At 64.7% G+C, this 24,012-nt stretch carries 23 protein-coding genes; 4 read left to right on the top strand and 19 right to left on the bottom strand.

Annotation, left to right across the window (positions count from 1 at the left end; translation table 11 throughout):
- Positions 1-76: 76 nt before the first annotated feature.
- From EPN80_RS03735 to EPN80_RS03800, 15 genes are all read right to left on the bottom strand, one after another.
- A complete protein-coding gene (locus tag EPN80_RS03735) occupies positions 77-460 on the bottom strand; it encodes a DUF924 family protein (RefSeq protein WP_293023872.1) in 384 nt (127 codons plus the stop codon).
- The gene (locus tag EPN80_RS03740) at positions 457-1,188 is read right to left on the bottom strand and encodes an alanyl-tRNA editing protein (RefSeq protein WP_293023875.1); all 732 of its coding nucleotides are present in this window, start codon (positions 1,186-1,188) and stop codon (positions 457-459) included. Before EPN80_RS03740 ends, EPN80_RS03735 begins: the two co-directional genes overlap by 4 nt.
- A gap of 44 nt (positions 1,189-1,232) precedes the next feature.
- The gene (locus EPN80_RS03745) at positions 1,233-1,658 is read right to left on the bottom strand and encodes a group II truncated hemoglobin (RefSeq protein ID WP_293023878.1); all 426 of its coding nucleotides are present in this window, start codon (positions 1,656-1,658) and stop codon (positions 1,233-1,235) included.
- Between the two features lie 25 nt (positions 1,659-1,683).
- Positions 1,684-4,227, bottom strand: coding sequence for an FtsX-like permease family protein (locus EPN80_RS03750; protein ID WP_293023882.1), 2,544 nt, complete (start codon positions 4,225-4,227; stop codon positions 1,684-1,686).
- A gap of 7 nt (positions 4,228-4,234) precedes the next feature.
- A complete protein-coding gene (locus tag EPN80_RS03755; RefSeq protein WP_293023886.1) occupies positions 4,235-4,837 on the bottom strand; it encodes a DUF4126 domain-containing protein in 603 nt (200 codons plus the stop codon).
- A 135-nt stretch (positions 4,838-4,972) separates the two neighbouring features.
- Positions 4,973-5,290 (bottom strand): quaternary ammonium compound efflux SMR transporter SugE, encoded by a 318-nt coding sequence (sugE, locus tag EPN80_RS03760; protein WP_293023889.1) that lies wholly within the window; start codon positions 5,288-5,290, stop codon positions 4,973-4,975.
- A 123-nt stretch (positions 5,291-5,413) separates the two neighbouring features.
- Positions 5,414-6,121: a two-component system response regulator KdpE gene (gene kdpE / locus EPN80_RS03765; protein ID WP_293023892.1), complete on the bottom strand. Its 708-nt coding sequence runs from the start codon at positions 6,119-6,121 to the stop codon at positions 5,414-5,416.
- Positions 6,114-8,885 carry a DUF4118 domain-containing protein gene (locus EPN80_RS03770; protein ID WP_293023894.1) on the bottom strand — a complete coding sequence of 924 codons (2,772 nt, stop codon included), beginning with the start codon at positions 8,883-8,885 and terminating at the stop codon, positions 6,114-6,116. The genes kdpE and EPN80_RS03770 overlap by 8 nt, the downstream gene beginning before the upstream one ends.
- A gap of 36 nt (positions 8,886-8,921) precedes the next feature.
- Entirely contained in the window at positions 8,922-9,509 is a 588-nt protein-coding gene (gene kdpC, locus EPN80_RS03775; RefSeq protein WP_293023896.1) for a potassium-transporting ATPase subunit KdpC, read from the bottom strand.
- A 25-nt stretch (positions 9,510-9,534) separates the two neighbouring features.
- Positions 9,535-11,592: a potassium-transporting ATPase subunit KdpB gene (gene kdpB, locus EPN80_RS03780; protein WP_293023997.1), complete on the bottom strand. Its 2,058-nt coding sequence runs from the start codon at positions 11,590-11,592 to the stop codon at positions 9,535-9,537.
- 71 nt (positions 11,593-11,663) lie between these two features.
- A complete protein-coding gene (gene kdpA / locus EPN80_RS03785) occupies positions 11,664-13,469 on the bottom strand; it encodes a potassium-transporting ATPase subunit KdpA (protein ID WP_293023898.1) in 1,806 nt (601 codons plus the stop codon).
- Positions 13,466-13,558: a K(+)-transporting ATPase subunit F gene (gene kdpF, locus EPN80_RS21085; protein ID WP_293047730.1), complete on the bottom strand. Its 93-nt coding sequence runs from the start codon at positions 13,556-13,558 to the stop codon at positions 13,466-13,468. The genes kdpA and kdpF overlap by 4 nt, the downstream gene beginning before the upstream one ends.
- 266 nt (positions 13,559-13,824) lie before the next feature.
- On the bottom strand, positions 13,825-14,406 hold the full coding sequence (locus tag EPN80_RS03790; RefSeq protein ID WP_293023900.1) for an ATP-binding protein: 582 nt from the start codon (positions 14,404-14,406) through the stop codon (positions 13,825-13,827).
- Between the two features lie 8 nt (positions 14,407-14,414).
- Positions 14,415-15,260 (bottom strand): co-chaperone YbbN, encoded by an 846-nt coding sequence (locus EPN80_RS03795; protein WP_293024000.1) that lies wholly within the window; start codon positions 15,258-15,260, stop codon positions 14,415-14,417.
- A 79-nt stretch (positions 15,261-15,339) separates the two neighbouring features.
- Positions 15,340-16,221 carry a pirin family protein gene (locus EPN80_RS03800; protein ID WP_293023902.1) on the bottom strand — a complete coding sequence of 294 codons (882 nt, stop codon included), beginning with the start codon at positions 16,219-16,221 and terminating at the stop codon, positions 15,340-15,342.
- A gap of 79 nt (positions 16,222-16,300) precedes the next feature.
- On the opposite strand from EPN80_RS03800, the gene greB reads away from it, so the two are divergent.
- On the top strand, positions 16,301-16,861 hold the full coding sequence (gene greB, locus EPN80_RS03805) for a transcription elongation factor GreB (RefSeq protein WP_293023904.1): 561 nt from the start codon (positions 16,301-16,303) through the stop codon (positions 16,859-16,861).
- Between the two features lie 7 nt (positions 16,862-16,868).
- Here greB and EPN80_RS03810 read toward each other — a convergent pair whose 3' ends face one another.
- From EPN80_RS03810 to EPN80_RS03825, 4 genes are all read right to left on the bottom strand, one after another.
- Positions 16,869-19,253, bottom strand: a complete 2,385-nt coding sequence (locus tag EPN80_RS03810) for a bifunctional (p)ppGpp synthetase/guanosine-3',5'-bis(diphosphate) 3'-pyrophosphohydrolase (protein ID WP_293023906.1) — start codon at positions 19,251-19,253, stop codon at positions 16,869-16,871.
- Between the two features lie 53 nt (positions 19,254-19,306).
- Positions 19,307-19,510: a DNA-directed RNA polymerase subunit omega gene (rpoZ, locus tag EPN80_RS03815; RefSeq protein ID WP_047212774.1), complete on the bottom strand. Its 204-nt coding sequence runs from the start codon at positions 19,508-19,510 to the stop codon at positions 19,307-19,309.
- Between the two features lie 122 nt (positions 19,511-19,632).
- The gene (gene gmk, locus EPN80_RS03820) at positions 19,633-20,319 is read right to left on the bottom strand and encodes a guanylate kinase (RefSeq protein WP_293023912.1); all 687 of its coding nucleotides are present in this window, start codon (positions 20,317-20,319) and stop codon (positions 19,633-19,635) included.
- Positions 20,320-20,322: 3 nt separating this feature from the next.
- A complete protein-coding gene (locus EPN80_RS03825; protein WP_293023914.1) occupies positions 20,323-21,261 on the bottom strand; it encodes a YicC/YloC family endoribonuclease in 939 nt (312 codons plus the stop codon).
- Between the two features lie 174 nt (positions 21,262-21,435).
- Here EPN80_RS03825 and rph point away from each other — a divergent pair, with 174 nt between their 5' ends.
- Genes rph through hemW form a run of 3 tightly spaced genes read left to right on the top strand, consistent with a single transcriptional unit; the run spans position 21,436 to position 24,000 of the window.
- Positions 21,436-22,182 carry a ribonuclease PH gene (gene rph, locus EPN80_RS03830; RefSeq protein ID WP_293023916.1) on the top strand — a complete coding sequence of 249 codons (747 nt, stop codon included), beginning with the start codon at positions 21,436-21,438 and terminating at the stop codon, positions 22,180-22,182.
- A gap of 1 nt (position 22,183) precedes the next feature.
- Positions 22,184-22,795 (top strand): RdgB/HAM1 family non-canonical purine NTP pyrophosphatase, encoded by a 612-nt coding sequence (rdgB, locus tag EPN80_RS03835; protein ID WP_293023918.1) that lies wholly within the window; start codon positions 22,184-22,186, stop codon positions 22,793-22,795.
- Positions 22,796-22,797: 2 nt separating this feature from the next.
- Positions 22,798-24,000: a radical SAM family heme chaperone HemW gene (gene hemW, locus EPN80_RS03840; protein ID WP_293023920.1), complete on the top strand. Its 1,203-nt coding sequence runs from the start codon at positions 22,798-22,800 to the stop codon at positions 23,998-24,000.
- Positions 24,001-24,012 lie beyond the last annotated feature (12 nt).

The following is a 24,012-nucleotide window of genomic DNA, read 5'->3' on the forward strand; positions in this document are numbered from 1 at the left end:
TCTGAAGGGCATTCCCTTCGAGGACGGAACGCCGGTGATTGAAAGCACACCGGCTCCTCAAGCGCTGGCCGCCTGATCATGTCGACCGACCCGCATACACCACTCTTGACGATTGCTCCGTCGGCAATCGACGCTCGGCGCCGGTATCCACCATGCGCCGCGCCAGCGCAAGAGCCTGGGCATCGCCGGCAAAGGCGCGCGCGTCATCCCGATAAAGATTGCGCGAGAACTGATCAAGCAGCACGATCAATGCGCAGGCACTGGCCGGCGCCTCGGCCCACGCGTTGAGTTGGCCGCCGATCGCGCGTGCATGCAGGGCGCCAAATGCGTGCTCGATGGCTTGATCGGTGGCTGCCGACTTGGTAAACCATAAATTCCGCTCGGTATTGAATTCCGGCGAGCCGGGCGCGCCAAACCAGAAATCGAGCACTTCCTGCCAGGCATCGATGGGTGCGCTCATACCAGCTCCAGCACGATGCGGCGCGTGCGCGCAGTCTTCTTTTCGATCTTGGCGACCCGCATCGCACCCACCTCCCGCGTGTTGGCTACATGCGTGCCGCCGCACGGCTGCAGGTCAACTCCTTCGACGTGCACCAGCCGCACCCGTCCCAGCCCGCTCGGCGGCTTGACGCTCATGGTTCGCACCAGTTCCGGCCGCGCCGCGAGTTCCTCGTCGCTGATCGAATCGATCGTCACCGGATGAGCCCCCGCCACCAGCGCCGCGAGTCCCGCCTCCACCGTCTCGCGCGCGATCGGCTCGTTGGTGACGAAATCCAGCCGGGCATAGTCGGCCGTAATGCTGCAGCCATCCACCGGATATGGCAAAACCGCACACATCAGATGCGACGCGGTATGAAACCGCATGTGCCGATAGCGGCGCGTCCAGTCGATTTGCGCGGCGACCGGCATGCCCACCACCAGCGTCTCCAATTGCGCCTCCTGCCCCGGCGCCGGCAGGTGCACCGCGTCGTCAGGGGTGGCTTCGGGATGCTTCGATTTGCGCGTATCGGCAATCGCCAGGCGCGCGCCGTCAGGCAGCACCAGCCATCCGGCATCGCCAGCCTGGCCGCCGCCATGCGGATAAAACACCGTTCGATCCAGCCCAATGCCGGTTTCATCGATCCGGGTCACAATCGCCATGCATTCCTGCAAATAGGCATCGCTGCGAAACAAGGCCTCGGTAGCCATCAACTCCCTCCCGCGTCGCGTTGATCAACGATGTCGCACGGCCCTCAGCCCGCGCGGTTGCGCATCCAGTCGGCCGTCTGGAAAAACGCCTGCATCAGCCGCTCCTGCAGTGCCTGCGGCACCGCCGTGTCCTGCATCGCCCAAGCCATGCACCGCAGCCACTGGTCGCGCTCGTCGCTGGCGATAGCGAATGGCAGGTGGCGCGCCCGCAGGCGCGGGTGTCCAAAACGCTCGATGTAGTGGTCCGGCCCGCCCAGCCAGCCGCACAAAAACCAGAAAAGCTTGTCGCGCGAACCGTCGAGCGACTCGGGATGCAACCGGCGTATGCCGGCAAATTCCGGTTCGAGATCCATCAAATCATAAAAGCGGTCGACCAGCGTGCGCACCGCCTGCTCGCCACCCAATAATGCAAAGGCGCTCGGCGCCTGGTCGGCCGCCGTCGTTTCAGTTGTCTCGGAATTCGTTGCCATCGATGGTCTTTCGTTACCCATTCAATCAAATTTCTCGCAGTGTGCGCAGGGCCGATTGCCGCAATACCGCGCGCAGGCCGCTCCAGCCTCCCGCCAACGCGCACAAAATGCCGCCGCCCACACCGGCGATCGCCAGCCACGGATTCACGGCCAGCGTGAAGTCGAACACCTCGCGCGCCAGCAGCCAGCCCAGCAGCGCCGCGCCCGCGGCCGCCAGCAGTCCCGCCAATGCGCCCACCGTCACCAGCTCGGCGCGGTGAATCGCGCCGATTTGGCGCGCCGACGCGCCCAATGCCCGCAACACGCCGGACTCGCGCATGCGCTCGTCGCGCGTGCCGCTCAGCGCCGCATACAAAACCAGCAAGCCCGCGGCCAGTGTGAATACGAACAGCAACTGCACGGCGTCGATCACCTGGTTCACGACGTGCTGCACTTTATCGAGCAGCGCGCCGGTATCGATCACCGTCAGATTCGGCATCATATGCAGCAGATTATCCACGATGTTCTGCTGTCCCGGCGCGAGATGAAACGCGGTGATCCAGGTCGCCGGAAAATCCTCCAGCGCCTTGGGGGGCATCAGCACAAAGAAATTGACACGCATCGATCCCCAATCCACCTTGCGCAAACTGGTCACCGGCGCCTCGATGACCTGCCCCGCGACTTCGAATCGCAAGCGATCGCCCATTTTCACGCCGAGGGTTTTCGCGATACCGGCTTCCAGCGAAATCTGTGGGGTTCCGGCATTGGCGCCAAACCACTGCCCGCTTTCGATGCGGTCATCGAGTGGCAACGCATCGGTATAGGAAAGATTGAATTCGCGCTCGGCCAGCCGGCGCGCGCGCGGGTCGGTGTAATCGGCGCCCGTCACGGGCCGCCCGTTGATCGAGGTCAGGCGCGCCTTGACCATCGGCCACAATTTGGCGTCGCTCATGCCGGCAGCCCGCAATTGCTGCGCCACCTGCGCTTGCTGGCCGGTCTGGATATCGATCACGAAGCGGTTGGGCGCGCCGGGCGGCGTAGCCTGCCGCCAGCCCGCGATCAGATCATTGCGCGTGATGGCCAGCAGCAACAGGGCCATCAATCCAAGCGTCAACGCCACCACCTGCAGCACGCTGCCCAGGCCGCGCCGGTGCAGGCCCGCGATGGCATATCGCCAGCCGACGCCGCGCCCGCCAGCGGCGTGCCGCCGATGCGCCCATCGCGCCAGCGCGCCAATGCTCAACCATGCCAGCAAACCAAACACCAGGGCCCCACCGACAAAGCCGCCGGCGACCATCCCGCCCAATCGCGCATTACGCGCCGCGAACAGCAGCAGGCCGGCGAACACCAGCCCGCTCAAGCCGTAGGCAAGCCAGCCGCGCCGCACGGCGCCACCCCACTCGCGGCGCAAGGCACGTAACGGCGAGACCCGCGCCAGCGGCAACAACGGAGGCAGGGCAAACCCCAGCAGCAACGAAAGACCGCTGGCCACGCCCAGCACCGCCGGCCGCCACGATGGCGGCGGCAGATCGGCCGGCACGAGACCGCTCAGTTGATGCAGCAACAGTCCATGGACGGCATAACCTGCCAGCACGCCGAGCGCGCTGCCCGCCGCCCCCAGATAGATGAATTCCAATGCCACCATGCCGCGCAGCGCCATGCGCCCGATGCCCAGGCAGCGCATCACCGCACAACTGTCGAGATGCCGCGTGCTATAGCGATGCGCAGCAATGCCGATCGCCACGGCGGCCAGCACGGCGGCCAGCAGTGCGACCAGCGACAGAAAGCGGTCAGCCCGCTCCAGGGTTTGCTGCATTTGCGGCTGCCCCTGCAGGGTTTCGAGTTGCACGCCCCGCTGTGCCCGTATCACCGGTTCGGCCCAGCGCTGATACGCGGCCATCGGCGCGCTTGCGCCAGCGACCAGCAAACGGTACGTGATGCGGCTGCCGAATTGCACCAATCCGGTCGACGGCAACTCATCCAGGCGCATCATCACGCGCGGCGCAAGACTGCTGAAACCGAAGCCGCGATCCATCTCGCGCGTAATGCGCGCACTGACGGTGAACGACCGCGTACCGATCCGAACCGTACCGCCAAGCGGCAAGTGCAGCGCCTCGAGCAGCGCCCGGTCGACCCACACCGTTCCCGGCTCGGGAATGCCATTGGCGGCCACGCTGGCCGATGACACCGCTTCGGGCGCGCGCGCGATACGCAATTGACCGCGCAACGGATAGCCCTGCGAAACCGCCTTGAGTGATACCAGCCGGCTCAACGCCGCCCCGCCATCGGACGGCGCGGCCATGACCATGCTGGGGAAAACCGCGGTGCGGGCCGTCCGCAGCCCAAGCTGCGCGGCGTGTTGGGCGAAATCGGGCGCCAGCGGCGCATCGCCGCGCACGACCAGATCCGCGCCCAGCATCTGGTGCGCATCCTGCGCCAACCCCAGTCGCATGCGATCGGCCAGAAAGCCGACGCTGGACAGGGCGGCCACCGCCAGCACCAGCGCCACCGACAGCAAATACAACTCGGCGGCGCGCCAGTCGCGTCGCAACATGCGCCAGGCCTGGCGCGCCAATCCCGGAAAAGTCATCGTGGCATCAAGCCCTGAAGCCGCCGCCCTCATGCCGCGGCCGAACCAGGCTGACCGCGCTGCGCCATCCGCGCCACAATCGGGGCAGCCACCAGGCCGCCAGCAGCAAAAACGGCAACAGAAGCAGCAGGAACAGCAATGGAGAGAAAAATGCCAGGCTCAAACCGCCCAGTGCCGAGACGTCCTCGACCCCCGAAGCGGCCAGGTTGGAAAGCGGCTCGGGCGAGGTATTGATCAATGCGCGCGTGCCCGCCTTGGTCAGATGCGAGGTCCCGGCCAACGCACCGCCCAGCAGCCCGGCGCTCACCGTCACCAAGGGGTCGATCTGCCCCATGGCGCCGGCCGCCAGCAAAATGCCGGCCGGAATCCGGATGAATGTGTGAACCGCGTCCCACACGGTGTCGACCACGGGAATCTTGTCGGCCACGAACTCCACCACCGCCAGCAAACCCGCCAGCCCGATTACCCACGAGGAACCCAGGACCTCGAGCGTCGGCGGCAAATGCAGCCACCCCAGCCGAGCCAGCAGGCCGGCGCAAAACACGGTCAGATACAAGCGCAGACCGCTGGCCCAGGACAAGCCGGCGCCGAGTGCAATGGATTCGAGCATGATTCTCTCGCGAGGAGGGCTACATGCGTTTCATTATGCTCCCGCTCGCCGCGGCGTGCAGGCGCTATTCGACGGGTTTTCGTGCTAACGGCAACAGTCGGGGGCTTCTCACGCCAGGCGCAGGCCGGAATTGCGCTATGCGGCCGATAGTTTCAACCCGATCAGCCCCGCGAAAATCAGCACCGCGCTGCCCAGGCGGGCCGCGCTGAGCGCTTCGCCGAACAGCACAATGCCGAGCACGAACGAGCCGATCGCGCCAATGCCGGTCCAGATCGCATAAGCGGTGCCCAGCGGCAACGTGCGCATGGCCAGCGCCAGTAGCCATACGCTGGCCACCATGCCTATGATCGTGAACGTGGACGGCCAGAACCGGGAAAAGCCGTGCGAATATTTGAGGCCGACCGCCCAGGCGACTTCGAAGCAACCGGCGAGGATAAGGAGAATCCAGGCCATGACAACCTCCGACTGAAAATCCGGGGCTGTCCCCGCGAACGAAGAGAAGGCGAACGGGTCATCCCGCCGCCGGTTCGTTCCGCGCTGAACGAACCGGCGACATTTTAGCAAACCTGGAGGGGCTTACGCGTCGACCTCGAGCCGGTAGCCCACGCCCGTCTCGGTCAGGATGTGCCTCGGCTGAGCCGGATCAACTTCCAGCTTCTGCCGCAAATGTCCCATGTAGATGCGCAGGTAGTGATTGCTATCGACGTGCGACGGCCCCCACACCTCCTTGAGCAATTGGCGGTGCGTCAATACACGGCCGGCGTGGCGCACCAAGGTGACGAGCAGGCGGTACTCGATCGGCGTAAGGTGAACCGCCACGCCGCCACGCGCGACACGACGCCGCACCAGATCGAGTTCGATATCGCCGAAAGCGAACGACTCCCCCTGTCCGTCGCCAACGCTGCCGGCGCGATAATGCCGGCGCAACTGGGCGCGGATGCGCGCCAGCAACTCCGACACGCCGAACGGCTTGCTCAGATAATCGTCGGCCCCTGCGTCGAGCGCCGCGACCTTTTCGCGCTCCTCGCTGCGTGCCGACAGGACGATGATCGGCACCGCGCTCCAGGCGCGCAATTCCCGGATGACCTCGAGTCCATCGATATCGGGCAGCCCCAGGTCGACGATCGCCAGATCCGGCTTGCGCGTGGCCGCCTCGACCAGGCCCTGGCGGCCCGTGCCGGCCTCATGGACCTGCATGCCCTCGGCCTCGAGCGAAGCCCGCAGAAAGCGGCGGATCTGCTTTTCGTCTTCGATGACCACCACCGACGCTGACGGTTCACTCATGTTCGCTTGCGGGAGACTGTGATTCGGCTGGCAACTCGCCCGGCCACGCGGCCACGTCCATCTCGGCCGGCATCGGTTCGATCGGCAAGCTCAGGATAAACCGCGCGCCGCGGCCGGCAAGATTCTCGGCCTTGATTTTACCGCCGTGCGCCTCGGCAATAGCCCGGCAAATTGCCAACCCCAGCCCCACGCCCGGCTTGGCCGACTCGGTTTCACCGCGCGTGAACTTGTCGAATACGCGCGTCTCCATGCCCGGCGGCAGCCCCGGCCCATTGTCGGTAATGGTGGCCAGCACCTGGTCGCCGTCGCGCCGCACGTCGATGTCGATGCTCGAACCCGGCGGCGTGTACTTGGCTGCGTTCTCGAGCAAGTTGGTAAACAAGCGTTCGAGCAGGACGGCGTCGAAATTGAGCAGCGGCAATCCCGGCGCCAGCATCACCTTGACGTGATGCCCGGCCAGCGGCAGCCGGCAAGCCCGCAGCGCCGTGCCGATCACTTCTTCGAGCATCTGCCATTGCTTGTTCAGCGGCACGCCGCCGGCCTGCAGGCGGGCCATGTCCAGCAGATTCGTGACCAGCCCGTTCATGCGCAGCGCTTCTTCGTGCAACGCGTCGATCAATTCGGCGCGCGTCTGATTCGGCAAGTGCTCGTCGCGCGCGAGCATGCTTGCAAAGCCCACGATGGCGGTCAGCGGCGTACGCAGGTCGTGGGAAATCGCCGATAGCAGCGAATTGCGCAAACGCTCGGACTCCATATTGACCAGCGCGTCCTGAGCGATCTCGACGTAATGCACGCGCTCGAGCGCCAGGGCAATCTGCGCGGCAAACGTATCGAGCAGGCGCTGCTGCTCGGGCACCGCCAGCTGGCGGGCGTTCTGGGGCGCCAGCGCGAGCACGCCGCGTGTGCGCATCGGCGCGCGCAGCGGCACGTACAGCGCATCGGCCGCAGGCAACGTGTCGGTACCCATGCCGGCGGGCTTTTGCTGGTCGTATACCCATTGCGCGACATCCTCGTCCAGATGCGCCGGCAGATGGGCCGGATCGGCGTCCTCGACCGGCTGGCGCACCTTCCCGGCGCTGTCGGGCAGCAACACCGCGACCCTCGCCTGAAACACTTCGCGCACGTGGCGCTCGCCAATCTCCAGAATCTGTGCGGTCGTCAGCGCCGCGGCCAGTTCGCGCGCCATTGCATACATCGCCGCGGTGCGCCGCTCGCGCCAGGTCGCCACACGCGCCTGCAGATGCAGGCTGGTGGTCAGGTGACTGGTCACCAGCGCCACCGTCAGCATCACCGCGAAGGTCAGCAGGTATTGGGTGTCCGAGACCGAAAACGAGAGTTTCGGCGGCACGAAAAAGAAGTCGAACGCCATCACGCTCAGAAACGAGATCAGCACGCTCGGCCCCCGCCCCAGGCGCAGGGCCGCCAGGATCACGCACAGCAAATACAGCATGACGACGTTCGACAGGTCGAGAAACGGCACCAGCGTCGCGGCCACCAATGTCATCGCGCCGCACGCCGCCGCCGCCCAGCCATAAGCCCGCAGCGGGCTGCCCCACCTGGCTTGCGGCATTTCGCCAAAGAGGCCACTCTCGGCGCCCGCCTCCATCCTGGGCGTCTCAGGCGCGTGCTCGAGGTCGCGCCGAATCACATATACGTCGGATTCGGTCGACCGCTGCGCCAGCTGCTCCGACAAGGACTTGCGCCAGAATTGCCAACGCCGGCGGACGGACGACGCGCCGAGCACCAGCTTCGACACGTTACGCACCTGCGCATAGCCGAGCAGCGTCGCCGCCACGTCGGCGCCGTCGAGCGCAGTGGTCTCCGCGCCCAGCTCCTGAGCCAGCTTGAGCGCCCTGATCGCCGGCCCGCGGCGCGACGCCGGCAGGCGCTGCAGACGCGGCGTCTCCACATACACGGCGAGCCAGTCGGCCTTCAGGCTGGCGGCCAGCCTGGCGGCCGCACGCACCAGCGTGGCGGCCTCGGGCCCAGGGCCGACGCACACCAGCAAGCGCTCCCGCGCTTGCCACACGCGACTGATCGATTGGTCGGCGCGATACTCGCGCATCTGCGCGTCGACGCGATCGGCCGTGCGGCGCAACGCCAGCTCACGCAGCGCGATCAGGTTGCCCTTGCGAAAGAAATTGCGGATCGCGTTTTCTGCCTGGTGCGGCAGGTACACCTTGCCCTCACGCAAGCGTTCGACCAACTCCTCGGGCGGCAGGTCGACCAGCTTGACTTCGTCGGCCAGATCGAACACCCGATCGGGCACCGTCTCCCACACGCGAATGCCGGTGATCTGCCCGACCACGTCATTGAGCCGTTCCAGGTGCTGCACGTTGACCGTGGTGTAGACGTCGATGCCGGCGCCGAGCAATTCCTCGACATCCTGCCAGCGCTTGAGATGACGCGAGCCCGGCAGGTTGCTGTGCGCCAGCTCGTCGATCAGCACCACCGCCGGATGGCGGGCCAGCGTCGCGTCCAGGTCGAATTCGCTCATGCGGCGGCCGCGATAATCGACCTGCCGGGGCGCTATCGACTCGAGCCCGTCGAGCAGTCGCGCGGTCTCTTCCCGCCCGTGGGTCTCGACGATCCCGACCACCACGTCGCCGCCCTCGTCGTGCAGTTTGCGCGCGGCCAGCAACATGGCATAGGTTTTCCCCACCCCGGCACAGGCGCCGAAAAATACCTTCAAATGCCCGCGCTGCTGCCTGGCTTCGTCACGCTGCAACTTGTCGAGCAGCTCATCCGGATCGGGGCGTTCCATGAAGTCATGTAATGAGAAAGGGGCCGGGCACGCGGACTAACCGGCCGGTTTCGCGCTGAGCGCGTCGAGCGCGAGATTCAACGCCAGCACATTGACCGTCGGCTCGCCCAGTATGCCCAACTGCCGTCCCGCCGTATAGCGCCGGATCAGCGCCTGCACCTCGCTCAAGGGCAACCGTCTGGCGCGGGCCACGCGAGCGGCCTGATAATCGGCCGCGGCGGGGCTGATCTGCGGATCGAGACCACTGCCGGAGGCGGTCACCAGATCCACCGGTACCGGGGCCGTATTGCCGGGATCGGCCGCGCGCAGCGCCGCGATGCGCGCTTGCGCGGCCGCCACCAGCGCGGGGTTCAGCGGCCCTTCATTGGAGCCGCCCGAGGCGTCGCCGTTGTAGGGCATCGGCGCGGTCGCCGAAAGTCGCCCCCAGAAGTAGCCGGGTTGATCAAAATTTTGACCGATCAACGCCGAGCCGATCGGCTGCCCGTCGCGGTATATCAGGCTGCCTGCGGCCTGCCGCGCAAATGCCGCACGGCCGATGCCGGTTATCAGCAGCGGATACAGCACGCCTGTGAGCAAGCTCAACGCGACGAACAGCGTCGCCATCGGTCGCCAGAGAGTTTTCATGTGAATTCCTAAGCGGGTGCAAAAATCACGTCAAGCCAAACAGGCTCAACACCATGTCGATCAGTTTGATGCCAATGAACGGCACGACGATGCCGCCCAGGCCATAGATCAGCAGATTGCGGCGCAGCAGCGTGGTCGCGCCCAACGGCCGGTAGACCACGCCCTTGAGTGCCAGCGGGATCAGGAAAATGATCACGAGCGCATTGAAAATCACCGCCGACATGATGGCCGAGGCAGGGCTCGCCAGATGCATCACATTGAGCGCATTGAGTTGCGGATAAGTGGTGGCGAACGCCGCCGGAATGATGGCGAAATACTTCGCCACATCATTGGCGATGCTGAAAGTCGTCAGGCTGCCGCGTGTCATCAGCATCTGCTTGCCGATCTCGACGATTTCAATCAGCTTGGTCGGATTCGAATCGAGGTCGACCATGTTCCCGGCTTCCTTGGCCGCCTGCGTGCCGGTATTCATCACCACCGCGACATCGGCCTGCGCGAGCGCCGGCGCGTCGTTGGTGCCATCCCCGGTCATCGCCACGAGCTTGCCCTCGGCCTGGTGCTGGCGAATCGTAGCCAGCTTGGCCTCGGGCGTGGCCTCGGCCAGGAAGTCGTCCACCCCGGCCTCGGCGGCAATCGCGGCGGCGGTCAGGCGGTTGTCGCCCGTCACCATGATTGTCTTGATCCCCATGCGGCGCAGTTCGGCAAAGCGCTCCCGGATACCGCCCTTGACGATATCCTTGAGCTCGATCACGCCAAGCACGCGCGCACCTTCCTCGGTGTGCTCAGCCACCACCAGCGGCGTGCTGCCGCGCCGCGCCACGTCGTCGACCGCCGCCGCCACCGGGCCCGGATAAGTGCCGCCGGCCGCCAGCACGTATTGGCGTACGGCGTCGGCCGCTCCCTTGCGGATCCTGCGCTCGGCCAGATCGACGCCGCTCATGCGCGTTTGCGCCGTAAACGGGATGAACACGGCATGCAGCGCGTTCATTTCCCGCTGCCGCAAATTGAAGCGCTGCTTGGCCAACACGACGATACTGCGCCCTTCGGGGGTTTCGTCGGCAAGCGAGGCCAACTGGGCGGCATCGGCCAGCGCTTGCTCGGTCACGCCCGGGGCCGGAAAAAATCCGGATGCCTGGCGATTGCCCAGCGTGATCGTGCCGGTCTTGTCCAGCAACAGCACATCGACGTCGCCAGCGGCTTCTACCGCCCGCCCGGATGTGGCGATCACGTTCGATTGCATCATGCGGCTCATGCCGGCCACGCCAATGGCCGATAGCAGCCCGCCGATGGTGGTCGGTATCAGGCACACGAGCAACGCGACCAACACAGTGATCGTCACCGGCGCACCCAGCCTGGTGACTTCGACACTGAACAGCGAGAACGGCAGCAGCGTGGCCGTGGCCAGCAGCAGCACGATCGTCAAGGCCACCAGCAGAATGGTCAGGGCGATCTCATTGGGCGTCTTTTGGCGCTTGGCGCCCTCGACCATGGCGATCATGCGATCAAGGAACGATTCGCCGGGATTGGCCGTCACGCGCATCACCAGCCAATCGGACAGCACGCGCGTGCCACCGGTCACCGCCGTGAAATCGCCGCCCGACTCTCGGATCACCGGCGCCGATTCGCCGGTGATGGCGCTCTCGTCGATCGATGCGACACCGTCGATGACTTCACCATCGGCCGGCATCGTATCGCCCGCCTCGACCAGCACGCAATCGCCTTTGCGCAGGCTGGCGCTGTCGATCATCATAATTTCATCGTCGCGCGCGGCACCATTGATCTTCTTGGCCGGAACGTTCTTCTTGGCGTGCCGCAGCGAAGCCGCCTGCGCCTTGCTGCGGCCCTCGGCCAGCGCCTCGGCGAAATTGGCGAACAGCACCGTGAACCACAGCCACAGGGCCACCGCGAGAATAAAGCCGGACGACGCCTCGCCACGGCCGGCGATGGCCATGCCCAGCAGCGCCGTGGTCAGGATGCTGCCGACAAAGACGACAAACATCACCGGATTACGGGCTTGCACCCGCGGGTCGAGTTTGCGGAACGAATCGACGACTGCGGCACGCAAGATCGACGCATCGAACATGGCGCGCGCAACGGACTTCGACGGCAGCGTGGCACCCGTCGTGGATGATTGATTCATGACACTCCTCAGATTCAGTGCACGCCGAGCATCTGCAAATGCTCAGCGATCGGGCCCAGGGCCAGGGCCGGCACATACGTCAACGCGCCGACCAACAGCAGCGTGCCCAGCAGCAGCACGACGAACAGCGGCCCATGCGTGGGCAAGGTGCCGCTCGTCGGGGCGATGCGCTTCTTGCGCGCGAGCGCGCCGGCCATCGCCAGCACCGGCACGATCACCCACATGCGGCCGAACCACATCGCGATTGCCAGCGTCACGTTATAGAAAGGCGTATTGGCCGACAGGCCCGCGAATGCGCTGCCGTTGTTGTTGGCGGCCGAGCTGAAGGCGTACAGGATTTCCGAAAAGCCGTGCGTGCCCGGGTTGGCCACGCCGGCCTTGCCGGCACCGACCAGCACGGCAAGCGAGGTGCCGAGCAACACCAGCAGCGGCGTCATCAGGACGGCCACCGACACCATCTTCATTTCGAACGACTCGATTTTCTTGCCGAGGTACTCCGGCGTGCGGCCGATCATCAGTCCGGCCACGAAAACCGCCAGCATGGCGAACACCAGCATGCCGTAGAGCCCCGAGCCGACGCCGCCGAAAATCACCTCGCCCAGCTGGATCAGCAACAGCGGCACCATGCCGCCCAGCGGCGTGAACGAGTCATGCATGCCGTTGACCGCGCCGCACGATGCGGCCGTCGTCACGGTGGCGAACAGGCCCGTGTCGACGATGCCGAAACGCGCTTCCTTGCCCTCCATATTGCCGCCCGGCTGCAACGCGCTGACGCTCTGATCGGCGCCGGCCGCGCTCAACAGCGGATTGCCGGCCTGCTCCGCGCTGATCGTCAGACAGGCCGCGCCGGTAAACGCGATCGTCATCGCCGCCAGAATCGCCAGGCCCTGACGCCTGTCGCCGATCATGCGGCCCAGCGTATGGCATAAGCCGGCCGGGATCAGGAAAATCGCCAGCATCTCCAGAAAGTTGGACAGCGGCGTCGGGTTCTCGTACGGGTGCGCTGAATTTGCGTTGAAGAAGCCGCCTCCGTTGGTACCGAGCATCTTGATCGCCTCCTGCGAGGCGACCGGTCCCATCGGCAATAGCTGCGTGCCCGTCACCGCCGGCGTGCTGACCGGTTTGCCCGCGGCATCGAGCACGGGGTTGCCGGCCGCGTCCAATTTCGGCTGGTCGTAATGCGTGGCCTGCAACGTCGACACCGTCTGGTATCGATCGAAGTTCTGAATCACGCCCTGACTCATCAGCAGCACAGCCAGCCCGATCGACAGCGGCAGCAGGATATATGCGGTGATACGCGTCAGATCGACCCAGAAGTTGCCGATGGTCTGCACCGTATGGCGGGCGAAGCCGCGAATCAACGCGATCACCACGGCTATCCCGGTCGCGGCGGAGAGGAAATTCTGCACCGCCAGACCGAGCATCTGCGTGAGGTAAGTCATGGTGGTCTCGCCGCTATAGCCCTGCCAATTCGTGTTGGTGACGAAACTCACCGCTGTATTGAACGACGAATCGGGGCTGATGGACCCCAGGCCTTGCGGATTGAGCGGCAGCCAGCCCTGCCAGCGCTGCAGCACATAGACGGCCAGCGCCCCCAGCGCGTTGAAGCCGATCAGCGCAACCGCATAGACGCGCCAGTTCATCTCCTGCGTCGGATCGATGCCGCAGGCGCGGTACAGGCCGCGCTCGAAGCCGCCGAACCAGCGATTGACGCGCGACTCGCCGCCAATCACTGCCGCCATGTAGGCGCCCAGCGGCTTGGCGAGCGTCAGCAGCACCAGCAGATAAGCGCCGAGTTGCAACCATGCGTTAGTCGTCATGCGAGTTTCTCCGGCCAAAACAGCGCATAAACGAGATACACAAGCAGCAGCAACGTGAGTGTGCCGCTGATCAAATACATCCAGTTCATCGCTTGCCCTCCGCGCTGCCAAACAGCGCCACCAGCCAAACGGTGAGCGCTGCGAAGAGCACCAGTAAGCCGAGATAGATCCAGTCCATAGCCTTGTCCACGTTTCTCGATAAGCGGTCGACACAGCAGCCCACGCAACTCGGCAAATGGGTCGCCACGACCAATGTCAGGACGATATCGAGCCAGGCGTAAAGATAGGGATAATTTCGACGGGCGCGGCGTAAAAAAGCCGTAAACGCCGGAGACCGGCCAGACGCGGCCCGGCGTTACAGCGCCACTAGCGCATCGAGCAGCGCCGCGTAATCGCCGGCGCCGGGGGCGCTGTTATCGAAATGAAGGAGTTCAGGATAGGTAACCGCGTCGGGCGCGAATCGCCGCTGGCGATATTCGTCCCAATGCGCCAATTTATAGGCGTCATGCGGATTGCCGCGGGCGCTGATGCGCGCGCGTGCCAGCGCCTCGGGCAAATGGACCCACAGCACCCGCCATCGCACGTCGGCCCCGATGCCCAGCCAGGCACGATCGAACAGCTGGCGATTCTTGATTTCTCGCGACAGGGGCCCGACCACCAGGACGTTCACGCCAAGAGTCAGATTCTCGCGGGCGGTGTCGAGCAGGCCGGCATACTCCGGGTCGCGCAGCAACCGCAGGTAGGTCGGGCTGTCGCGATCGTTCGGGTCGCCGGTCAATGCGCCCATCACCGCGGCGCTGTAATTGCCGTACAGGGTGTCCTTGTCAAGCAGGCAAAAGGATTCGCCGGTTCGCTGCATCAGCGGGCCGATCAGGCGCTTGGCCAGCGTCGTCTTGCCGGTGCCGGCGTGGCCGCAAAAGAAGACGAGCCGAGCCATGGCGAGGCCTAATTCAGCGCGCTGGCCAGCTTGCGGCGCCAGGCGGCGACCCGCTCGGGCTCGCCCATCAGGTCGAACACCGACAACATCGTCTTGCGCGCCGCGTCGTCGCCGAAACCGCGGTCGCGCTGCACGATCGCCAGCAACTGCTCGAGCGCCGGCTCGAATTCGCGCGCGGCGATATGGCGATTGGCCAGGTCGAATCTGGCCTGCAAATCGTCCGGGTGAGCGGCCACGCGCTGCGCCAGGGTGGCCGGATCGGGCAAGGCTTCGGCCTGCTCGGCAGCCGAGAGCTGCGTCTGCAGCGCGGTAAAGCGAGCATCGTAACCGCCGGTGATCTTCGGCGACAGTAGGGCGATCTCTTGCCGGGCGGCGTCGAGCCTGTCCTGATTCAACAACAGTTCGATCAAATCGAGCCGAGCCTCGTCATGCCCCGGATCGAGCGCCAAGGCCGCCTGCAGCGCTTCCAGTGCGGTCTCGGGGTCGCCGTCGGCAAGCGCCGCCTTGGCCCGGCGACGCTCGATTTCACTGGGGTCGGGCACCAGGCGGTCGAGGAAAGCGCGCAGCTGCCCCTCCGGTAAAGCGCCGACGAATTGATCGACCATCGCGCCGTCGACGAATGCCGCGACAAAGGGGATGCTGCGTACGCCGAAGCGCATCGCCAGTTCCTGATTTTCGTCGGAATTGATCTTGACCAGTTTCCAGCGCCCGCCGTCCGCCGCTTCGAGTTTTTCCAGCAGCGGGCCGAGCGCCCGGCAGGGGCCGCACCATGGCGCCCAGAAATCCACCAGCACCGGAACCCGATGCGACGCTTCGATCACGTCGATTTCAAAATTGGCTTGATTGGTATCGATCATGCATGCTCCATTGCCTTGCAACACAATAATTCAAAGCTGCCGTTGCGCAATCCGGCCGATGCCACTGCGTCGCCCGTCAGCGGCGCTCCGGCAGCGGGATCCATTCGGTCTCGCCGGGCACCTGCCCCATGCGCTGCGCCTGCCAGTCGGCCTTGGCCGCTTCGATGCGCGCGCGATCGGACGAGACGAAATTCCACCAGATGTAGCGCTCGCCGTCGACTGGCTCGCCACCCAGCAACATCAGGCGCGCCGCGCGGCCGGGGGCCGCCGTGACAGTCACGCTCAGGCCGGGCGCGAGCACACCCAGGCGCTGCGGCGGCAGCGCCCGGGCGTCGACCGTCACGTCGCCATCGACCACATAGAGGCCTCGCTCGGCATGCTCGGGCGGCACTTCGAACGATGCTCCCGCCTGCATCTCGACGGCCACGTACAGCGTGCCGGAAAAAACCCGCACAGGCGATTGCCTGCCGTAGGCGTTGCCGGCGATCACGCGCAGGCGCACCCCTGGCAGATCGATCTCGGGCAGAGTTGCCGCCGGATGATGCGAGAATGCAGGTTCGGTTTGTTCGTCCGCGCGCGGCAGCGCGACCCAGGTCTGAATGCCGTGCACCGGCCCGCCCGACTCACGCACATCGGCCGGCGTGCGCTCGGAATGCACGATGCCGCGCCCGGCAGTCATCCAATTGACATCGCCCGGGCGGATACGCTGCTCGCTGCCCAGGCTGTCGCGGTGCATGATTTCGCCCTCGAACAGATACGTGACCGTCGCCAGACCGATATGCGGATGCGGGCGCACGTCCATGCCCTGCCCCGCACTCAGCGTGGCAGGCCCCATATGATCGAAGAAAATGAATGGCCCGACCGTCTTGAAAGGCATGCCGGGCAACGAGCGCTGCACGGTAAATGCGCCGATGTCGCTAGTATGAGGCTTGAGCACGGCCAGAAAAGGTTGTGTCATATCGAGCTCCCGGAGGCGAGGATTGTAAACCGCATCCTATAATTGTTCAGTCAGCCGTTGAATTGCAAGCCCGGACACCATGAACAAAGCTTTTGTCAAAGAGAATGATAACGACGATGACGATCTGGAATTCGCCGCACCGGAAATTCCGGCCGGCGCGAAGAATTACATCACGCCGGCCGGCTACCAGCGCCTGAAGGACGAGTTGCTGCACCTGATCGATGTCGAGCGCCCTGAGGTCGTGCGCATCGTTTCGTGGGCCGCTTCCAATGGCGACCGCTCCGAGAATGGCGACTACATCTACGGCAAGCGCCGACTGCGTGAAATCGACCGCCGCATTCGTTTTCTCACCAAGCGGCTGGACCTGGCGGAAGTCGTGGATACGCGGCGCCAGGAAAACCAGGACCAGGTTTTCTTTGGCGCACGGGTCCATTACGCCGACGGAGCCGGCAACGAGCATACGATCATGATCGTCGGGGTCGATGAAGTCGATCTCGAGCGCGGTCACGTCAGTTGGGTATCGCCGATCGCGCGGGCGCTCACCAAGGCGCGCGTGGGCGACACCATTTCGCTGCGCACGCCCGGTGGCGTCGAGCAAATCGAGATACTGGACGTCAGCTACCCGGTTCTGGCGGCGTAGCCGTCGCTCAGTATTCGCCGCGATCGCGCGTCACGCGCATCGCATGAGCGGCATGCAGCTCTTCCTGGTGCCGCTCGCCGGGCCGCTCGCGGGCCACGCGAATCACGTCCGGATTGGTGCGCACGCGCCGCATCACATTGGCCAAATGAACGCGGTCGGATACCTGGATGATAAAGCGCAGCTGCGCGGACTCCTGTGGCATCACATCGTCCATCGCGATGTGCACGATGTTGGCGTCCGACGCGGTGATGTCAGCCGCCACCCGGGCAAACACGCCGCGGTTGTGACGCACCAGAATCCTGATCGCCACATCGAACAGCCGCCCCGGTTGCGGCGACCATGCGACGTCGATCCAGCGCGTCGGATCCTTGCGGTGAATGCGGCGCGCCACGCGGCAGTCGGTGGTGTGAATCGCCATGCCCATGCCGATGCCGATGTAGCCCATGATGTTATCGCCCGGAATCGGGCGGCAGCAGGGCGCAAACTGTACCGACATGCCCTCGGTGCCGGTGATCAGCACCGGCGCGCTCACCGCCTCTTCCAGGCGCAGCGCCTCGGCCTCGTCCAGCGTTTCGTTCTCGCCATCCTTGCCGCTGATCAGCACGGCCAGGCGCTTGGCCATCACCGCGGCCACGCGGCGCCCCAGACCGATATCGGCGAAGATCTCCTGGCGATCCTTGTTACCCGTCCATTGCGCCAGCTTGTCCCAGATTTCCTGGCTGATTTCGGCCACGTTGAGCCCGTAGCTCTTGAGCGCCTGTTCGACCAGCCGCTCACCCAGTTGTACCGACTCGCCAAAGCGCATTGTTTTGAGGTAATGGCGAATCGCCGAGCGGGCCTTGCCGGTGCGCACGAACCCCAGCCATGCCGGATTCGGCTTCGAGTACGGTGCGGTAATGACTTCGATGATGTCGCCGTTTTTCAGCTCGGTACGCAAAGGCAGCAATTCATTGTTGACCTTCACGGCGACGCACTGATTGCCCAGATCACTGTGCACCGCATAAGCGAAGTCCAGCGCGGTGGCCCCGCGCGGCAGCGCCAGAATGCGCGCCTTCGGCGTAAACACGTACACCGCGTCGGGGAACAGGTCGATCTTGACGTGCTCGAGAAACTCGGTGGAATCGCCCGTTTCGCTTTGGATATCGAGCAGCGACTGCAGCCACTGGTGCGCGTGCTTCTGCACATCGTTCATGTCGGCGCCGCCGTTCTTGTAAAGCCAGTGCGCCGCCACCCCGGCCTCGGCAATCTGGTGCATGCGGCGCGTGCGGATCTGACACTCGATCGGCGTGCCGAACGGCCCGACCAGGGTCGTATGCAGCGATTGATAGCCATTGAGCTTCGGAATCGCGATGTAATCCTTGAACTTGCCGGGCACCGGCTTGTAGAGCCCGTGCAAAATGCCAAGCGCCATATAACACTGCACGTTGGCCTCGACCACCACCCGAAAGCCATACACGTCGAGCACCTGCGAAAACGACAGCTGCTTTTCCCGCATCTTGTTGTAGATGCTGTAGAGGGTCTTCTCGCGCCCGTAGACCTCGGCCTTGACGCCGCCTTCCTTGAGCGCCTTCTGAACCGCGTCGAGGATCTTGCCGACCACTTCGCGGCGATTGCCGCGCGCGGCCTTGACCGCCTTGTCGAGCGTCGCGTAACGGCGCGGATAGTAATTGGCGAAGCTCAGATCCTGCAGCTCGCGGTAGGTATTGTTCAAACCCAGCCGATTGGCAATCGGCGCATAGATATCGAGCGTCTCGCGCGCTACGCGCCGGCGCTTCTCCATGGCCGTCACGCCCAGCGTGCGCATGTTGTGCAGGCGGTCGGCCAGCTTGACGAGAATCACCCGTACGTCGCGCGCCATCGCCAGCAGCATCTTGCGAAAGCTCTCGGCCTGCGCTTCCTCGCGGCTGCGGAACTCCATCTTGTCGAGCTTGGACAGGCCATCGACCAGTTCGGCGACTTTCGGGCCGAACCGCTCGGCCAGCTCGGCCTTGGTCACGCCCTGATCTTCCATCACGTCGTGCAGCAACGCGGCCATCACCGATTGCGGGTCGAGCTTCCACTCGGCGCAGATCTCGGCCACCGCCACCGGATGCGTGATGTAAGGCTGGCCGCTCTGACGGTATTGCCCCAGATGCGCTTCATCGCTGAAGTGGAACGCTTCCTTGATCTGAGCCAGATCGCTGCTTTTCAGGTATGCACTGAGCAGCCCCTTGAGGCGGGCGATCGATACGACCTCCGGCTTGCGGGGTTGCTCGGGTGTTGCGGTGGGGCCAAAAAGATGACGATACGACTGCTCGAGCAGCGCGTCGATGTACAGGCGGGTCGAGCTTTCGCTCTTCTTTTTCTTCTCGACCGGCGCAATATCGGGGGCCGGAGATTTCGCGGTACTCATGCTTGCACCTGCATCGGTCGGCCCTCGGATTGACTACGAGCGATGACCAGTCGTCAGACCGGGACTTTCTTCAGCATTTCGACGCCGACTTGCCCGCTGGCGATTTCACGCAACGCGATCACGGTCGGCTTGTCCTTGCTGTCGACCTTCGGCGTGTGCCCCTGCGCCAGCTGGCGCGCGCGATAGGTTGCGGCAAGCGCCAGCTCGAAGCGGTTCGGGATTTTCTTCAGGCAGTCTTCAACGGTAATTCGGGCCATAACGGTATTCCTTCTCAAGATGTGCGTATTTTAGCTCAGCCGGCAAGTTCACGCGCCGGCCGCTCAAAGTCTTGCGAATTCTGCTTCTCGCGATGCCTGCGAGTGTGTCTTGCAGCAATCGCTTATTCCGTCGCCTGGGGCGAATGAATGCCCAATTGAATAAACAGGTCCTCGTGACGCGCGCGCTGCGAAGCGACCCGCAAACGCGTGGCAGTCACCACGCTTTGCAGCTCGCCCAGTGCGCGTGAGAATTCCTCGTTGATCAGCACATAATCGGCTTCGCCCGCATGCGCCATTTCGCCGCCTGCGGCCAGCAGGCGCCGCGCGATCACATTCGGCTCGTCCTGCCCGCGCTTTTTCAGGCGCTCCTCGAGCGCAGCGATCGACGGTGGCAAAATAAAAATGCCTACTGCGTTGCGGAATTGCTTGCGTACCTGCTGCGCGCCTTGCCAGTCGATCTCCAGCAGCACGTCACGGCCTTCGCTCATCTGCTCTTCGATCCACAAGCGCGATGTCGCGTAATAGTTGCCATGCACCTCGGCGCTTTCGAGAAACTCGCCCGCGCGCCGGCGCCGCAGGAATTCCTCGACGCTGACGAAATGATAGGCCTGGCCATCCTGCTCGCCGGGGCGAGGCGCTCGCGTGGTGAACGACACCGACAGGCAAATATCCGGATCCTGCGCAAGCAGCGCGTTGACCAGCGTCGATTTGCCGGCGCCCGACGGCGCCACCACCATGAACAGGTTGCCGGGATAATCCCGGTGCTCGGAAGCCTCGTGCGGGATATCGTGCTTGATCTCGTGCTTCATCGCTCACTCCAGGTTCTGCACTTGCTCGCGCATCTGCTCGATGAACAATTTCAGTTCCATCGACGCATCGGCCAGTTCTTTCGAAGCGGCTTTCGAGCCCAGCGTATTGGCCTCGCGATTGAGCTCCTGCATCATGAAGTCGAGCCGCTTGCCGAGCTGGCCGCCTTTGTCGAGCAGGTGCCGCGTCTCCTTCAGATGCGTGTCGAGCCGGGTCATTTCCTCGGCCACGTCGATGCGCACGCCATACATCGTCACTTCCTGGCGAATCCGCTCGGCCACTTCCTCCTTGCTGATGCCAGGCGTGCCGTCGGGCAACGCCAGCCCCAAGGCCTCCTGCAAGCGATCGACGATTTTCTGTTGATGGCGCGCGATCAGATCCGGCACCAGCGGCTGCAGGCCCACGAGAATCGCCTCCATCTTCGCGATGCGATCGAGCAGCATCACCTTGAGCTGCGCGCCCTCGCGCTGGCGCACTTCAATCAGATCGTCGAGCGCCGCCTTGCCGCACTCGATCACCGCATCGCGCAGCATGTCGGCCGTCAGATCCTGCTCGCCGAGCACGCCCGGCCAGCGCAGAATTTCGCCGGTGCGCATGCGCTCGGCATCGGGAAACACCGCCAGTACCTGCTGCTCGAGCGCGGCCAGTTGCACCAGCGTGTCGCGGTTGACCTCTCCCGAGAGCAAATTCTCGCCGCGTTGCACATTCACGCGAATGTCCACCTTGCCGCGCGACAGGCGCGCGGTCAGCGACTCGCGCAGCGCGGGCTCGCATGCCCGGCATTCTTCAGGCATGCGGAAAGCCAAATCGAGAAAGCGCGAGTTGACGGTACGCAGCTCCACCGACACGCTCAGGTTATGCGCCGTGCCCGCGAGCCCGGCCACTGCGATCTCGCGGGTCGCGCTCGCGTAGCCGGTCATGCTGTAAAGATTTTTTTCTTTCATTGGAAAATCCGAAAAGCACCGCGGCGCGGCGCTTTCATGGAGAGCGTTGACAAGCGTCGATTATCGCACTTTCCGGTTTTGCCTCCGCCAAAACGTCGCGGCGCGGTGCGCCGGCGCGCGCACGCAGCGCGTTTGGCGCTACCATTGGCCTATTTTCTCTTGCCGGATACCTTCATGACCTCTGCTGCAATGCCACCTTCTTCCCGCCCCGACGGCCGCCCCGCCGATGCCATGCGCCCGGTGCGCATCACGCGCCGATACACCAAGTACGCCGAGGGCTCGGTACTGATCGAGTTCGGTGAAACCAAGGTCATCTGCACGGCCAGCGTGGCGGAAAAGGTGCCGCCCTTCCTGCGTGACAAAAACCAGGGTTGGCTTACCGCGGAATATGGCATGCTGCCGCGCGCCACCCACACACGCGGCGATCGCGAGGCCGCGCGCGGCAAGCAAAGCGGCCGCACCCAGGAAATCCAGCGCCTGATCGGCCGCGCACTGCGCGCCGTGTTCGATCTCGAAAAATTCGGCCAGCGTACGCTGCACCTCGACTGCGACGTGATCCAGGCCGATGGCGGCACCCGCACCGCCTCGATCACCGGCGCCTTCGTCGCGGCGCACGACGCTGTCACCGAACTGCTGGCCAGCGGCCAGCTCGCCGAGTCGCCGATCCGCGATTTCGTCGCCGCCGTGTCAGTGGGCATTCATCGCGGCGTGCCCGTGCTCGACCTGAACTACCTCGAAGACTCCGACTGCGACACCGACATGAACGTCGTCATGACCGGCGCCGGTGGCTTCGTCGAAATCCAGGGCACCGCCGAGGGCGAGCCGTTCACGCGCCAGCAGAGCGACACGCTGCTGGATCTGGCGAGCACCGGCATTGGCCAGCTCGTCCAACTGCAAAAACAAGCCCTGGGATTGCTGTGACATGCTGGACCGCATCGTATTGGCCTCCAATAACCCAGGCAAACTGCGCGAATTCGACGCGCTGTTCCAGCCGCTGGGCATCGAACTGGTACCGCAAGGCGCGCTCGGCGTGAGCGAGGCGGACGAGCCGCACGTGACCTTCATTGAAAATGCGCTGGCCAAGGCGCGCCACGCCAGCGCCGCCACCGGCCTGCCGGCCCTGGCCGACGATTCCGGCCTGTGCGTCGCGGCGTTGCATGGCGCGCCCGGCGTCCATTCGGCGCGTTATGCGAGCCTCGTCGGCAAAGCCAAGTCCGACGCCGCCAACAACGCACATCTGATCGAGCAACTCGCCGCGCACCCCAGCCCCGGCGAGCGCGCCGCCTGCTACTACTGCGCGCTGGTGCTGGTGCGGCGTGCCGACGATCCGCTGCCGATCATTGCCGAAGGCCGCTGGGACGGGCAGATCGTCGACCTCGCGCGCGGCACCCACGGCTTCGGCTACGATCCGCACTTTTTCATTCCGGCACTCGGCCAGACCGCGGCCGAACTATCGCCCGACGTAAAAAACGAAGTCAGTCATCGCGCCCGTGCGCTGCGCCAACTGATCGACAAACTGGGGCAAACGACGTGAGCATGACTACCCCGGTGCAGAATTTCCTGCGGCCCGGCCAGCTCAAGCTGCCGGCCCTGCCACCGCTGTCGCTGTACGTGCATTTCCCGTGGTGCGTGCGCAAATGCCCGTACTGCGATTTCAATTCGCACGAGTGGAAGGGCGAAGGCGGCAGCACCGCATTCCCCGAATCAGCCTATCTCGACGCCCTGCGCCAGGATCTCGAACACAGCCTGCCGATGGTGTGGGGGCGGCTGGTGCACACCGTGTTCATCGGCGGCGGCACGCCCAGCCTGCTGTCGGCCGCCGGGCTCGATCGCCTGCTCTCGGACATCCGCGCGCTGCTGCCGCTCGACGCCGACGCCGAAGTCACGCTCGAAGCCAACCCCGGCACCTTCGAGGCGGAGAAATTCCGCAGCTTTCGCGCCAGTGGCGTCAACCGCCTGTCGATCGGCATCCAGAGCTTCAACGATCGCCACCTGCAGGCGCTCGGGCGCATTCACGATGCCACCGAGGCCCGCCACGCGATCGACATCGCGCAGCGTCATTTCGATAACTTCAACCTCGATCTGATGTTCGCGCTGCCCTCGCAGACCCTGGCCGAATGCCGGCAAGATGTCGAAACGGCGTTGAGCTTCGCGCCGCCGCACCTATCCCTCTATCACCTGACGCTCGAACCCAATACGCTGTTCCATAAATATCCGCCCAGCCTGCCCGACGAAGATGCCGCGGCCGACATGCAGGAATGGATTCACCAGCGCACTGCCGAGGCAGGCTTCGCGCATTACGAGGTTTCCGCCTATGGTCAGCCGCACCGGCAATCGCGCCACAATCTGAACTACTGGCGTTTCGGCGATTATCTCGGCATCGGCGCCGGCGCGCACGGCAAACTGTCGTTCCCGCATCGCATCGTGCGCCAGGTACGGCACAAGCATCCGCAGCAATACATCGCGCAGTGCGCGGCCGGCACGCCACTGCAGGAAGAACATGAAGTCAGCGTGCAGGAACTGCCGTTCGAATTCATGTTGAACGCCCTGCGCCTGACCGAAGGCGTGCCTACCGACACTTTCGCCGACCGCACCGGCCTGTCGGTCGCGCAGATCGCCAAACCGCTGGCGACAGCCGTCGCCAAGGGATTGCTGGTCGACGATCCAGGCCGCATCGCGCCCACCCCGCTCGGCCTGCGTTTTCTCAACGACCTGCAGGCACTGTTCCTGTCGTCCTGAACCGCTCGACGC

It is taken from the genome of Pandoraea sp., assembly GCF_004297875.1.
Classification (GTDB): domain Bacteria; phylum Pseudomonadota; class Gammaproteobacteria; order Burkholderiales; family Burkholderiaceae; genus Pandoraea.

Bases quoted from the DNA above. Each gene is read 5' to 3' on its own strand.
- greB (WP_293023904.1), top strand. From the start codon at position 16,301: ATGAACAAAGCTTTTGTCAAAGAGAATGATAACGACGATGACGATCTG.
- EPN80_RS03770 (WP_293023894.1), bottom strand. From the start codon at position 8,885: ATGGAACGCCCCGATCCGGATGAGCTGCTCGACAAGTTGCAGCGTGAC.
- EPN80_RS03755 (WP_293023886.1), bottom strand. From the start codon at position 4,837: ATGCTCGAATCCATTGCACTCGGCGCCGGCTTGTCCTGGGCCAGCGGT.
- kdpA (WP_293023898.1), bottom strand. From the start codon at position 13,469: ATGACGACTAACGCATGGTTGCAACTCGGCGCTTATCTGCTGGTGCTG.
- rph (WP_293023916.1), top strand. From the start codon at position 21,436: ATGACCTCTGCTGCAATGCCACCTTCTTCCCGCCCCGACGGCCGCCCC.
- EPN80_RS03745 (WP_293023878.1), bottom strand. From the start codon at position 1,658: ATGGCAACGAATTCCGAGACAACTGAAACGACGGCGGCCGACCAGGCG.
- sugE (WP_293023889.1), bottom strand. From the start codon at position 5,290: ATGGCCTGGATTCTCCTTATCCTCGCCGGTTGCTTCGAAGTCGCCTGG.
- gmk (WP_293023912.1), bottom strand. From the start codon at position 20,319: ATGAAGCACGAGATCAAGCACGATATCCCGCACGAGGCTTCCGAGCAC.
- hemW (WP_293023920.1), top strand. From the start codon at position 22,798: ATGACTACCCCGGTGCAGAATTTCCTGCGGCCCGGCCAGCTCAAGCTG.
- EPN80_RS03810 (WP_293023906.1), bottom strand. From the start codon at position 19,253: ATGAGTACCGCGAAATCTCCGGCCCCCGATATTGCGCCGGTCGAGAAG.
- EPN80_RS03790 (WP_293023900.1), bottom strand. From the start codon at position 14,406: ATGGCTCGGCTCGTCTTCTTTTGCGGCCACGCCGGCACCGGCAAGACG.
- EPN80_RS03740 (WP_293023875.1), bottom strand. From the start codon at position 1,188: ATGGCTACCGAGGCCTTGTTTCGCAGCGATGCCTATTTGCAGGAATGC.
- kdpC (WP_293023896.1), bottom strand. From the start codon at position 9,509: ATGAAAACTCTCTGGCGACCGATGGCGACGCTGTTCGTCGCGTTGAGC.
- EPN80_RS03800 (WP_293023902.1), bottom strand. From the start codon at position 16,221: ATGACACAACCTTTTCTGGCCGTGCTCAAGCCTCATACTAGCGACATC.
- EPN80_RS03750 (WP_293023882.1), bottom strand. From the start codon at position 4,227: ATGACTTTTCCGGGATTGGCGCGCCAGGCCTGGCGCATGTTGCGACGC.
- EPN80_RS03735 (WP_293023872.1), bottom strand. From the start codon at position 460: ATGAGCGCACCCATCGATGCCTGGCAGGAAGTGCTCGATTTCTGGTTT.
- rpoZ (WP_047212774.1), bottom strand. From the start codon at position 19,510: ATGGCCCGAATTACCGTTGAAGACTGCCTGAAGAAAATCCCGAACCGC.
- kdpF (WP_293047730.1), bottom strand. From the start codon at position 13,558: ATGAACTGGATGTATTTGATCAGCGGCACACTCACGTTGCTGCTGCTT.
- kdpB (WP_293023997.1), bottom strand. From the start codon at position 11,592: ATGTTCGATGCGTCGATCTTGCGTGCCGCAGTCGTCGATTCGTTCCGC.
- rdgB (WP_293023918.1), top strand. From the start codon at position 22,184: ATGCTGGACCGCATCGTATTGGCCTCCAATAACCCAGGCAAACTGCGC.
- kdpE (WP_293023892.1), bottom strand. From the start codon at position 6,121: ATGAGTGAACCGTCAGCGTCGGTGGTGGTCATCGAAGACGAAAAGCAG.
- EPN80_RS03825 (WP_293023914.1), bottom strand. From the start codon at position 21,261: ATGAAAGAAAAAAATCTTTACAGCATGACCGGCTACGCGAGCGCGACC.